This is a genomic window from Streptomyces sp. NPDC054840 (genome assembly GCF_053611065.1).
In genome coordinates this window covers 1-12,301 of sequence record NZ_JBSGZP010000163.1, presented here as the reverse complement: position 1 = coordinate 12,301, position 12,301 = coordinate 1, and the positions used below count along the sequence as shown (strand labels likewise).

The window sequence follows — 12,301 nt, the reverse complement described above, 5'->3', positions numbered from 1 at the left end:
GCTCCGCCTCGACCTCGGCGGTGATCCGGCCGCGTTCGGCGATCAGCGCCCCGGCCGCGCCCCGGGTCACCACCACCAGCGGCACCCGCCGGCTGAGCTCCGCCGCCGCCCGGGCCACCCCCGCCGGCTCCGGCAGCCCGGCCAGCAGCCGGGCCTCCTCCTCGTTCGGCAGCAGCACGTCCACCCCCGCCACGGCGTCCAGGAAGCGCTGCGGCCCGAGGCCGGCCAGGAATCCGGCCGAGGCGGGGTCCACGCTCACCGGCACCCCCCGTGTCCGGGCCGCGTGCAGCGCGACCGTGGCCAGCTCCCGGCTGCTGTCGGCGAAGTACAGATAGCCGGACAGGTGGAGATGGGCCGCCCCGTCCAACAGGGAGGGGGTCCAGTCGGCGGGGCAGAGCCGCAGCGAAGCCCCGCTGTCGGTCAGGAAGGTCCGTTCCGCGCCCTTGCCGACCAGCGCGACCACCGTGCCGGTCGGCTCCCGCGCGTCGATCACCAGCCGCGGCCGTACCCCGGCGTCCACCAGTGCCCGCTCGTGCCAGCGCGCCGACTCGGCACCCACCCGCGCCAGGAGCCGTACTTCCGCGGTCCCCGCACGGGCCGCCCAGCAGGCCGCGTTGGCCCCGGCCCCGCCCGGCAGAGTCCGGATGCGGGCAGCCGTGTCGGTGGCCGGAGCCAGCGGCTCCGGATGTATGGCCACCACGTCCGTCACCACGTCCCCGACGACGAGCAACGCCCCCGGCCCGGTCATGCCCGCGCCGCCCAGGCCCCCGCGATCCGGGCGCCGAGCCGCACGTTGCCGCGTACCGCCGCCAGGTTCGCCTCCAGGGAGGCGCCGTCCGTCGCCCGTACCAGGAACCCCAGCAGGAACGGTGTCACCGCCTGCCCCGTGATCCCTCGCTCGCGGCACTCGGCGAGAGCCTCCGCCAGCACCCGGTCGTGCAGCGCCGGATCCAGTTGCTCCTCCCGCGCCACCGGATTGGCCACCAGCAGCGCCGAGTCGGCACCTCCCAGCGCGTCCTGAGCGGCCATCACCGCCGCGACCTCCTCGGGCCCGTACACCGTCCAGTCCACCGGCTCGCCCGAGTCGGCCAGGTAGAACCCGGGGAAACGGTCCGTCCCGTAGCCGAGCACCCCCACCCCCAGCGTCTCCAGCCGCTGCAGCGTTCCCGGCACGTCCAGGATCGACTTCACCCCCGCGCAGACCACGGTGATCCGCGTCCGCGCCAGCAGCGACAGGTCCGCCGACTCGTCCTGCGTCCGGGCCCACTCCCGGTGTACGCCGCCCAGCCCGCCCGTGGCGAAGACCCGCAGGCCCGCCCGGGCCGCGAGGAAGGCGGTCGCGGACACCGTCGTCGCCCCGGTCGCCCCCGTCGCCAGCGCGGGCGCCAGATCCCGGTGGCCGAGCTTGCGTACGCCCTCGCCGCCCGCGATCCGCTCCAGCTGCGCCTTGTCAAGGCCCGCGTACGCCACCCCGTCCACGACCGCGATCGTCGCCGGAACCGCGCCCTCCGCGCGGACCGATGCCTCCAGTTCGAGGCCCACCGCCAGGTTGCGGGGGCGGGGCAGACCGTGCGCGATGATCGTCGACTCCAAGGCCACCACGGGCTTTCCCCGGGCGAGCGCCTCGCGTACCTCCGCCGACAGGACCGGGATCTCAGATGCTCTGTGCTGTGACATGTCCCCATCCATGGCACGGGATTGACGCCCCCAAACTCTCTCCCGCCACACCCGTCCCCACCTGTCCGAGTAGCGTTCCTCCATCGACATGTGCGGCTTCCACGACGAGCCGGCCGACCGGAACGGCCCCGTCTACGCGGACCGGGACGCGAGCGCCGTCCGCCAGGGCCGGGCCCTCGGCGCCCTGCTCGCCGCCACGCTGGGTCCCGGCCGCACACGGTGCTCGACCACGCCCGCGGCGTCGGAACCCGGTCACCGGGCCTCGCGGCACCGGGCCACCGGGCCACCCGGTTCACCGGGAGCGACCTCAGCTCCGCCTCCGTGGCCCGCGCCGCCCGCGAGGCCGCCCACCGCTCGCTCACCCCTGCCCGTCGCCGTCGCCGACATGCGGGCCCCTGCCCTTCACCGACGCCTCCCGACAACGCCGTGGTCCGCGCCGACAACGCCCTGCCGCACCTGCTGACCGCCCGGGACGTGGACGCGGCCCTGGCCGAAACCCGGGGGGTGCCGCGCCCCGGAGGACTGCCGCTGCTCTCCACCCGTCCGTACGGGGAGCCGCTCCGGGCACGGCCGGATGTCGAGCGCGACGTACTGGGCGCTGCCGGAGGAGGAGACGGCCGAGTAACGTGCGGCTGGGCCGGGTTCGCCGACCCGCTTCGGCACGCACGGGCGGACACCGGTTCCACCAGCCGGTACTCGTCGCCCGGCGCCCGGCCGCGCCATGACGGACGGCCGCCGCGGGACAGCGGCCGGGGGAAGCGCTGGACAGGGTGACTCGTCCGGCGGGCCGTTCCTGGACGCTGTGGTCACCGCGACGCAGGACGGGCCGCACTAGGCTGGCGCGCCATGAGCACCAGTGATCACGCCACCGCCCCCGCTTCCTTCTCTGTCTGCGTCGCGGACGCCGAACTGGAGGCGGACGACCTCGACCCCGGGCAGATCGTCTCCGGCGAGCCCGTCGTGACCGGCAAGGTGCTGTGGGAGTCGGCGGACGGCAAGCAGGTGCGCGGGATCTGGCAGATCACCCCCGGTGTCGTCACCGACATCGAGGCGAACGAGCTCTTCGTGGTCGTCAGCGGCCGCGCCACCGTCGAGGTCGAGGGCGGGGAGACGCTGGAGGTCGGCCCCGGCTCCGCCTGCGTCCTCAGGGAGGGCGACCGGACCACCTGGACCGTGCACGAGACGCTGCGCAAGGCCTACCACATCAGCTACTGACCACGCCCTTCGCGGACACGGGGTGGCGGCGCGCCGTGAACAGCGCGAGCGCCGCCATCGGCAGCAGCAGCGCGGCGCCGACGGCGTTCAGCCAGCCGTAGCCCGCGCCGGACATGATCAGCCCGGCGGCCGCTCCGCCCAGCCCGGCGGCCGCGTTCATCGTGAGGTCGCTCAGCCCCTGTACGGCGGCCCGCGCGGGCTGCGGCACCGAGTCCGTCAGCAGGGCCGAGCCGGACACCATCCCGGCGGACCAGCCGAGGCCGAGCAGGAAAAGCCCGAGTGCGCTGCGCCCGTGACTGGGCCCGGCCGTTCCGGCGAGCAGCGCGGCGACGGACAGGAGCCCCGCGGCCAGTCCGATCACGGAGAGCCGGCCGAGCCGGTCCGCGAGCCAGCCCATCAGGGGGGAGAAGGCGAACATGCCCGCGATGTGACCGCTGATCACCAGCCCGATGAGCTCCAGGCCCGCCCCGTGGTGGCTCAGGTCCATCGGGGTCATCACCATGATCGAGACCATGGTGGTGTGTGACACGGCGACGGTGAGCAGGGCGAGCCGGGCCCGCGGCGAGGCCTTCACGGCGGCGAATCCGGCCCTCAGGGAGCGTCCTTCGCGGGTCTGCTCCTCGGGAGCGGCGAGCGCCCGGGCCGTCAGCAGCGGATCGGGGCGCAGGAGTACGCCGATCAGCGTGGCGGTGAGCAGGAAGACGGCGGCGGCCCAGACGAACGGGCCGGCCGTCTCGGGTATCGCGGTGCCGGCGAAGCTGCGGCTGGCCGGTGCGGACAGGTTGGGCCCGAGCACCGCGCCGACGGTCGAGGCCCACACCACGACCGAGATGGCCCGGGCCCGGTGGTCCGGGGCCGCCAGGTCCGCGGCGGCGAACCGGGCCTGCAGGTTGGCCGAGGAGGCGGCGCCGAAGGCGGCCATGCCGAGCAGCAGCAGCGGGAAGCTCTTGAGCGTGGCGGCGAGGACGACCAGGCCCGCTCCGGCGGCCCCGATCAGGTAGGCCAGGACCAGGCCGGGTCGGCGGCCGCGCGCGTTCATCAGAGCGGCGAGCGGCAGCGAGACGACGGCGGTGCCGATCACCGCGGCGGTGGAGGCGACGCCGGACAGCGCCTCGGTGCCGCTGACCTCGGTGGCGAGTACGGGGGCCAGGGCGATGCTGATCGGCACCCCGAGGCCGCCGAGGACCTGGCCGGCCATGAGGACCCGGGAGATGCGGCGCTGCAACCGGGCCCGCTCGGGCGGGCCGACCGGCCGCACCGGCATGTCGGTGCCGGGCGCGGCGGTCACGGCGCCCACCGGTTTCGGGGGTGCGCGACACGGGGCGCGGGGTAGGCGGGGAGGCCGGGTGCGGCGGCAGCAGTAGTCACCGCCGCAGTGTGCCAGCCCTTACCTCGCGACGGAACCGATCCTGAGCCGGGGCGGAAGCACGCCGGAGTCCGGCCGGTCCCGAGGACGCTCCGCGCGCCGGTCCGCAGGCCGGGCCGGGGGACAGGTCCTCAGGTCAGGGCCCGCTCAGAACAGCGGCTCCGGGAGCACGCCCTCCAGCGCGAGCAGCTGCCGCTTCGTCTCCACACCGCCGCCGAATCCCCCGATTCCCCCGTCGTTCTCCACGACCCGGTGGCAGGCCACCACCAGCGGCAGCGGGTTCGATCCCATGGCGTTGCCGACGGCCTGGGCGGCGCCCGGCTGTCCGACGCGGGCGGCCAGCTCCCCGTAGCCGACGACCGATCCGTAGGGCACGGAGCGGTCCAGCTCCTGGAGCACCTGCCGGTTGAAGCCGGAGCTGAGGCGCCAGTCCAGCGGCAGCTCGAAGCGCCGCAGCGACCCCCCGAAGTATGCGGTGAGCTGGCGTATCGGCTCGGCCAGCAGCACTTCCTCGCCCGGCGCGGGACGCCGGGCGTCGGCGCCGAGCCGGGAGACGAGCGGGCCGATCATCCTGTCGACCCGGTCCGGCTCGGCATGGAACTCGACCCGGACCAGACCTTCCGGGCTCGCGGCCAGGAGCAGAGGCCCGCCGAGGACACCGTCGCCGGCGACGACGGTCCATTCGATGTGCGGCCCGCGGGGCCGCTCGGTGCTGTCCACGCGTCCACCGTACGGCCACCGGCCGACACGGCGGTCACGGTTGTGGATGTCGGCCACATCGCCCGCCTGCCCGCGCGCCGGACGCCCGCCCGCCTACCTGCGTGCCTGCCTACCCGCCTGCCTGCCTGCCCGCCTGTGTGTTCGCCCGTCTGCCCGGACGGGGCCCGGAGATCAGAATCCGCCGACCGCGTCCCGGACCACGTCCGGGGCGTTGGTGATGATCCCGTCCACCCCCATGGCCTGCACCTTCCGGGCGGTGGCCGCGTCGTCCACGATCCAGGTGTCCACCTCCATGGCCTTGCCGTGCGCGCCGCGCAGACCGTGCACGGCCGCGACCCAGTCGGCCGAGATCGTCGTGTGCCACGGGTTGATGCGGTCGGTGAACTCCGCGTAGCGGGGCAGGTCCTCAACGGTGGGGGTGCCCAGGAAAGCCGTCACCAGGTCCGGGCGCAGGCCGTGCACGCTGCGCACGGAGTCGGCGCTGAAGCTCTGCACCACCAGGCGCTTCGCGACGTGGCGCGCGTCGAGCCAGCCGGCCTCGTCCAGCACCTGCAGGGTCTGCTCCTCGATCCCGGGGTACAGCTCCGGCTTCTTGATCTCCAGCAGCAGCCGCTGCCGGTTGCGCTGTACCCGGTCGAGGTACTGCCGCAGGGTCGGTACGGAGGCGCCCGCGTATTCGTCGCCGAACCAGCTGCCCGCGTCCAGCAGGGCGATCTCGTCCGCCGCGAAGTCCTGGACCTTCCAGGGCGCCCGGTCCGGGAACCGCTGCTCGACGTCCGTGGTCCGGGCCAGGGTGTCGTCGTGGATCACCACCAGCACGCCGTCCTTGGTGCGCTGCACGTCGTTCTCGACCCAGTCGAAGCCCATCTGCATCGCCAGGTCGATCGCGTCGAGGGTGTTCTCCGGGGCGTACGCGGAGGCCCCCCGGTGGGCGTACACGACAGGGCCCCCCAGCGCGGCCCGGCCGGCGCCGGTTCCGGCTCCGGTGTCGGTTCCGGTCGCGGATCCGGGACCGGTGGCGGCGTACGAGGCCGTCCCGCCCAGCAGGGTGAGAGTGAAGCCCAGGAATGCGGCGGCTGCCGCGGCGGCGGGTCGGACGTACATGTGCGTTCTCCTCGGGTCGTGAGCCCTGTTCCTGCGTCAGACGGGTGCGGAGCGGCAGACGTTGTGGCGATGCACTTCACCGCGATCATGGGGTTGAAGATCACTGAGCCGCCACCGAACTACGACAAACGGACCAGAAGGAATGACAGCGGCCCGGGCGGCCGGGAGCGGCCCGAGCACGCCGCCGACCCGCTGGGGCGCGTGAGTGTCGGTGGGGGGTCGTACGGTTGACCCATGCGGCCCGTATCGAAGATCGAACGCACGGTGGCGCCTTTCGAGGTCGTCAGCCCCTACCAGCCCAGCGGCGACCAGCCGGCGGCCATCGCCGAGCTGGAGAAGCGCATCCGTGCAGGTGAGAAGGATGTCGTCCTGCTGGGTGCGACCGGCACCGGCAAGTCGGCGACGACCGCCTGGATGATCGAGAAGCTCCAGCGCCCCACCCTGGTCATGGCGCCGAACAAGACGCTCGCCGCCCAGCTGGCGAACGAGTTCCGTGAGCTCCTGCCGAACAACGCCGTCGAGTACTTCGTCTCGTACTACGACTACTACCAGCCCGAGGCCTACGTACCGCAGTCGGACACGTACATCGAGAAGGACTCCTCGATCAACGAGGAGGTGGAGCGGCTGCGCCACTCCGCGACCAATTCGCTGCTGACCCGGCGCGACGTGATCGTCGTCGCCTCCGTGTCCTGCATCTACGGCCTCGGCACCCCGCAGGAGTACGTCGACCGGATGGTCTCGCTCAAGGTGGGCGAGGAGACGGACCGGGACCAGCTGCTGCGCCGCTTCGTGGACATCCAGTACACCCGCAACGACGTCGCCTTCACCCGTGGCACCTTCCGGGTGCGCGGCGACACGATCGAGATCTTCCCGGTCTACGAGGAACTGGCCGTCCGGATCGAAATGTTCGGCGACGAGATCGAGGCCCTCTCCACCCTGCACCCGCTGACCGGCGAGGTCATCAGCGAGGACCGCGAGCTGTACGTCTTCCCCGCCAGCCACTACGTCGCCGGCCCCGAGCGCATGGAGAAGGCGGTCCGCGGCATCGAGGCGGAGCTGGCCGAGCGCCTCGCCGAGCTGGAGAAGCAGGGCAAGATGCTGGAGGCGCAGCGGCTGCGCATGCGCACCACGTACGACTTGGAGATGATGCGCCAGATCGGGTCCTGCTCCGGCATCGAGAACTACTCGCTGCACATGGACGACCGTGAGCGCGGCTCCGCGCCCAACACCCTCATCGACTACTTCCCGGAGGACTTCCTCCTGGTCATCGACGAGTCGCACGTCACCGTGCCGCAGATCGGCGCCATGTACGAGGGCGACGCATCCCGCAAGCGCACCCTCGTCGACCACGGGTTCCGGCTGCCGTCCGCCCTGGACAACCGGCCGCTGAAGTGGGAGGAGTTCCAGGAGCGCATCGGGCAGACCGTCTATCTGTCGGCGACCCCCGGAAAGTACGAGCTCTCGCGCGGCGACGGCTTCGTCGAGCAGATCATCCGCCCCACCGGCCTCATCGACCCCGAGGTCGTGGTCAAGCCCACCGAGGGGCAGATCGACGACCTGGTCCACGAGATCCGGCAGCGGGTCGAGAAGAACGAGCGGATCCTCGTCACCACCCTCACCAAGAAGATGGCCGAGGACCTCACGGACTACTTCCTGGAGCTCGGCATCCAGGTGCGGTACCTGCACAGCGACGTGGACACCCTGCGCCGCATCGAGCTGCTGCGCGAGCTGCGGGCCGGCGAGTACGACGTCCTGGTCGGCATCAACCTGCTCCGGGAGGGCCTCGACCTGCCCGAGGTGTCCCTGGTGGCGATCCTCGACGCCGACAAGGAGGGCTTCCTGCGCTCCGGGACCTCCCTGATCCAGACCATCGGCCGTGCCGCGCGCAACGTGTCCGGCCAGGTCCACATGTACGCGGACAAGATGACCCCGGCGATGGAGAAGGCCATCGACGAGACCAACCGGCGCCGCGAGAAGCAGATCGCCTACAACACGGCCAACGGGATCGACCCCCAGCCGCTGCGCAAGAAGATCAACGACATCGTGGCGACCATCGCCCGCGAGGAACTGGACACCGAGGAGCTCCTCGGCACCGGATACCGGCAGGCGCAGGACGGCAAGGGCGCCAAGGCCCCGGTGCCGGCGCTCGGCGGCCGGGCCGCCGCGGCCAAGACGGGCGGAAAGGGCGCGAAGGGCACGAGGGGCGCTAAGGGCGCCGCCGGCGCCGAGGTGCTCACCGACCGGCCCGCAGCCGAACTGGCCGCGCTCATCGAGCAGATGACCGAGCGCATGCGCGGGGCTGCCGCCGAGCTCCAGTTCGAGGTCGCGGCCCGGATCCGGGACGAGGTGGGCGAGCTGAAGAAGGAGTTGCGGCAGATGAAGGAAGCGGGCCTCGCCTGACCGGGAGCCGGTCAGTAGGGTTGGGTCACAGCCGCAGGTACACGCTGCACGCTCGTCATGGGGGCGGGCCAGGGAGAGGGGACAGTACGTGACGGTCAACATGACCAAGGGTCAGGCCATCAGTCTGCAGAAGGCGGACGGAGGCACGCTGACCGCGGTCCGTATGGGCCTCGGCTGGCAGGCGGCGAAGCGCCGCGGACTGTTCGGCTCGCGCACCCGGGAGATCGACCTCGATGCCTCGGCGGTGCTCTTCGCCGACAAGCAGCCCGTCGACGTGGTCTTCTTCCGGCACCTGCAGAGCGACGACGGCTCGGTGCGCCACACCGGCGACAACCTCGTCGGCGGAGTCGGCCAGGGCGGGGACGACGAGGCGATCCTCGTCGACCTCCAGCGCGTGCCGGTGCACATCGACCAGATCGTCTTCACGGTGAACTCCTTCACCGGCCAGACGTTCCAGGAAGTGCAGAACGCGTTCTGCCGCATCGTCGACGAGACCAACGGCCAGGAGATGGCCCGCTACACCCTCGACGGCGGCGGTCAGTACACCGCCCAGATCATGGCCAAGGTGTCCCGCGCGGGCGCGGGCTGGCAGATGACGGCCCTCGGTAACCCGGCCAACGGCCGCACCTTCCAGGACCTCATGCCGGCGATCCTGCCGCACCTGTAGCAGTACCGGACAAGAGAAGAAGGCACGGGGGAGGGGCTGCACGATGACGGCCGAACTGGTCCGGGGGCAGAATCACCCCGTGTCCCAGAGCCGGGTGGAGGTCAGGGTCTCGGCGGGCACACCCGTGCTCGCCCTGGCCTCGCTCGCCGACGAAGAGGGCCGGTTCTCCGGCAACGGGATACTCGCCCACCCGGGCGCCAGGTCCCTGCCCGGCATCGAGTCGCCGGGGGAGCTCGCCGACCGGCACACCTTCGCCGTCGACCTCGACGAGGTCACGGCGGACGTCCACCGGCTCGGCGTCCTGCTCGTCCTGCCGCCCGGCGGCCCGGACCGCTTCGGCGCGGTACCGGCCTCCTACGTGGCCGTGGCCGACCCGGAGGGCGCCGAGCTCGCCGGATACACCCTGACGGGGCTCGACGCCGAGACGGCCGTCGTCGCCCTGGAGCTGTACCGGCGCCAGGGCGCCTGGAAGGTCCGCGCCGTGGGCCAGGGCTACGCCGAGGGCCTCGGCGCCCTGCTCACCGACGGCGGGCTGTCGGCACTCGCGGCTGCGGAGCTGGCCGCCGCCGCCCTGGGCACGACCCCGCGTACCGCGGGGGCCGACGCCACCCGCGCGACCATGCCGACCCTCGTCGGCGACGTCCGCGCCCCGCAGACCCCGGCGCAGGCTCCCGCGCCCGCCTCTGAACCGCCGGACCCGGTCCCCGTCTCCGGGCACCCGTACGCCGGTACGCCCGGGCCCGCGCCCGCCGGCGACACCGCCGGCTCCCCGCCCACCATCAGCTACGCCCACCCGCGGCGCCGCCGCACCAGCACCGAGCCGCCCGAGCCCGCGCCGCGGGCCGCCGCGCCGCAGGAACCGGGCCAGGCCCCGCGGCCCGTCGCCGGCGACGCCAGTGGCTGGTCCATGGAGGAGCGGCTCTACAACCAGGTCTGGGGGATGTTCGAGGATCTGGCCCGCACGGTGGCCGCGTACCGCAGCGCCGTCGAGTTCGCCGACTCCCGCATGGACCGCGAGCTCGACGAAGCGCTGTCCGACCCGCGCCACCGCCTCGGCGGCTCCGGGAACGCCGCCCGCGACACCGCGCGGGCTCGCCGCGAGGAGCTCGTCGCCCAGGCCCAGGCCGTCCTCGACCGGGACCTGGCCCAGCTGATCGCCGAGTCGCAGGTCGTCGAACCCGCGCTGCCGGCCGCGTACGCCCGCTGGGACAACCCCGTCTGGCACGGTCACCGGACGCCCGAGGAGAGCCCGCTGGCTCTGCGCCTGGGCGATCTGCACCTGCCCGAGCGGCCCGACCTGCGCATCCCGATGCTGACCCGGCTCCCGCTGGAGCGCGGGCTCTGGATCGACAACGGCCGCACCGGCTCCGAGGCCGCGATGACCATGGACACCGACCGGCTGCGCCGGGCCGCCATGGACATGGCCGTCGCCCTGGCGGTCCGGTTCCTCGCCGTCCACCCCGCCGACCGGTTCTCCGTCCACGTCATCGACGCGGCCGGGGCCGGATCCGCCTCCCTGGCACCGCTGGTGCGCGCCGGGGTGCTGGCCGGGCCGCCGGCCGCCGGGGCCGCCGGGGTCACCCAGACCCTGGCGCGGCTGACCCGGCGGGTGGACCTCGTACAGATGGCGCTGCGGGCCGGCGCCCCCGAGGACCTGCCGCCGGACGTGGACACGGCCGACCAGCTGCTGATCGTGCACGACTTCCCGCACGGCTTCGACGACCGCGCCGTCACCCAGCTGCGCTACCTCGCCGACGAGGGCGCGGCGGTCGGCGTGCACCTGCTGATGGTCGCGGACCGCGACGAGGCCTCGGCCTACGGGCCGCTGCTCGACCCGCTGTGGCGCTCCCTGATGCGGCTCTCGCCGGTGCCGGACAACCACCTGGCCGACCCCTGGGTCCATCACGCCTGGACCTTCGAACCGGACCTGCCCCCGCGGGGCAGCAGGGTCCTCGACCAGGCACTGGACCGGGTGGCGGAGGCCCGGCGCACTACCCGCCCGTGACCATTCTTTGGGATTCTCTTTACCTAAACCGTCTCTGACGGGTATGCTCGTGGGTGCGGAGGGGAGTATTCCTGCTTTCCTGCTACGGCGTACCCGTCAATACGGACCACTTCTGCTGAACGAACGAAGTCGGTCCCGGGGCGCCGGCCCACGGCCTCCAGGCCTCCTGGGTGGAAGAGACCTCCGGCAGCGATGACGCTGACGAAGTGCTGAGCCATCCGCCGGAGGCGTGTTTCACCATGGAAGTTTCCTGGGCCCTTTGGGCACTGACCATTCTCGGTCTGTCCCTTCTGATCGGCGCCGATTTCTTCATCGGCCGCAAACCGCACGACGTGTCCATCAAGGAAGCGGGCACCTGGACGGTCGTCTGGATCGTCCTCGCCGGACTCTTCGGCCTCGGCCTGTGGTTCTTCGGGAACGGCCAGGCATCCCAGGAGTTCTTCGCGGGCTTCATCACCGAGAAGTCCTTGAGCGTCGACAACCTCTTCGTCTTCGTCCTCATCATGGCGAAGTTCGCGGTGCCGTCCCACCTCCAGCAGCGGGTGCTGCTCGTGGGTGTGCTCATCGCACTCGTCCTGCGCGCGATCTTCATCGCGGCCGGCGCCGCGATCATCGCGAGCTTCTCCTGGGTCTTCTACATCTTCGGCGCATTTTTGATCTACACGGCGTGGAAGCTGATCCAGGAGGCCCGCAAGGACGAGGAGGACGAGGAGTTCGAGGAGAACCGCCTCCTGAAGTCGGTCGAGAAGAAGTTCGGCGTCGCCGACCGGTACCACGGCACCAAGCTCTTCATCCAGAACAATGGCAAGCGCGTGCTGACCCCGCTGATGGTCGTCATGCTCGCCATCGGCACCACCGACGTGCTGTTCGCCCTGGACTCGATCCCCGCGATCTTCGGCTTGACCCAGGACCCGTACATCGTCTTCACCGCCAACGCCTTCGCCCTGATGGGTCTGCGCCAGCTGTACTTCCTCATCGGCGGCCTGCTGAAGAAGCTGGTCCACCTCAGCTACGGCCTGTCGGTCATCCTCGGCTTCATCGGCATCAAGCTCGTGCTGCACGCCCTGCACGAGTCCGGGCTGCACGTACCGGTGATCTCGATCCCGGTCTCCCTCGGCGTCATCTGCGGTGTCCTGGTCCTCACCAC

General features: G+C 72.3%; 11 protein-coding genes. 6 read left to right on the top strand and 5 right to left on the bottom strand.

The window, feature by feature from the left end; all coding sequences use genetic code 11:
• Together ACWGIU_RS14670 and ACWGIU_RS14665 are read right to left on the bottom strand one after the other, a co-directional pair.
• The coding region (locus ACWGIU_RS14670) for a carbohydrate kinase family protein (RefSeq protein ID WP_453705766.1) at positions 1-748 on the bottom strand (748 nt) is incomplete at its 3' end.
• Positions 745-1,677, bottom strand: coding sequence for a pseudouridine-5'-phosphate glycosidase (locus tag ACWGIU_RS14665; protein ID WP_453705764.1), 933 nt, complete (start codon positions 1,675-1,677; stop codon positions 745-747). The genes ACWGIU_RS14665 and ACWGIU_RS14670, both read right to left, overlap by 4 nt.
• 219 nt (positions 1,678-1,896) lie before the next feature.
• Between ACWGIU_RS14665 and ACWGIU_RS14660 the strand changes: the two genes are divergently transcribed.
• Together ACWGIU_RS14660 and ACWGIU_RS14655 are read left to right on the top strand one after the other, a co-directional pair.
• Complete coding sequence (locus ACWGIU_RS14660; RefSeq protein WP_453705762.1) at positions 1,897-2,451, top strand: hypothetical protein; 555 nt, start codon at positions 1,897-1,899, stop codon at positions 2,449-2,451.
• A gap of 72 nt (positions 2,452-2,523) precedes the next feature.
• A complete protein-coding gene (locus ACWGIU_RS14655; protein WP_453705760.1) occupies positions 2,524-2,892 on the top strand; it encodes a cupin domain-containing protein in 369 nt (122 codons plus the stop codon).
• Here the strand turns inward: ACWGIU_RS14655 and ACWGIU_RS14650 are convergent.
• The 3 genes from ACWGIU_RS14650 to ACWGIU_RS14640 form a co-directional block, all read right to left on the bottom strand.
• Positions 2,882-4,156, bottom strand: coding sequence for an MFS transporter (locus ACWGIU_RS14650; protein ID WP_453705768.1), 1,275 nt, complete (start codon positions 4,154-4,156; stop codon positions 2,882-2,884). The two genes, ACWGIU_RS14655 and ACWGIU_RS14650, sit on opposite strands and share 11 nt — an antisense overlap.
• Before the next feature lie 249 nt (positions 4,157-4,405).
• Entirely contained in the window at positions 4,406-4,978 is a 573-nt protein-coding gene (locus ACWGIU_RS14645) for a methylated-DNA--[protein]-cysteine S-methyltransferase (protein ID WP_453705758.1), read from the bottom strand.
• A gap of 171 nt (positions 4,979-5,149) precedes the next feature.
• A complete protein-coding gene (locus ACWGIU_RS14640) occupies positions 5,150-6,082 on the bottom strand; it encodes a glycerophosphodiester phosphodiesterase (RefSeq protein WP_453705756.1) in 933 nt (310 codons plus the stop codon).
• Positions 6,083-6,316: 234 nt separating this feature from the next.
• On the opposite strand from ACWGIU_RS14640, the gene uvrB reads away from it, so the two are divergent.
• From uvrB to ACWGIU_RS14620, 4 genes are all read left to right on the top strand, one after another.
• Positions 6,317-8,482: an excinuclease ABC subunit UvrB gene (gene uvrB, locus ACWGIU_RS14635; protein ID WP_453705754.1), complete on the top strand. Its 2,166-nt coding sequence runs from the start codon at positions 6,317-6,319 to the stop codon at positions 8,480-8,482.
• Between the two features lie 88 nt (positions 8,483-8,570).
• Complete coding sequence (locus ACWGIU_RS14630; protein WP_453705752.1) at positions 8,571-9,149, top strand: TerD family protein; 579 nt, start codon at positions 8,571-8,573, stop codon at positions 9,147-9,149.
• A gap of 43 nt (positions 9,150-9,192) precedes the next feature.
• Positions 9,193-11,154, top strand: a complete 1,962-nt coding sequence (locus tag ACWGIU_RS14625; protein WP_453705750.1) for a TerD family protein — start codon at positions 9,193-9,195, stop codon at positions 11,152-11,154.
• A 239-nt stretch (positions 11,155-11,393) separates the two neighbouring features.
• Positions 11,394-12,301: TerC/Alx family metal homeostasis membrane protein (locus tag ACWGIU_RS14620; protein WP_453705748.1), on the top strand; the 908-nt coding region annotated here is incomplete at its 3' end.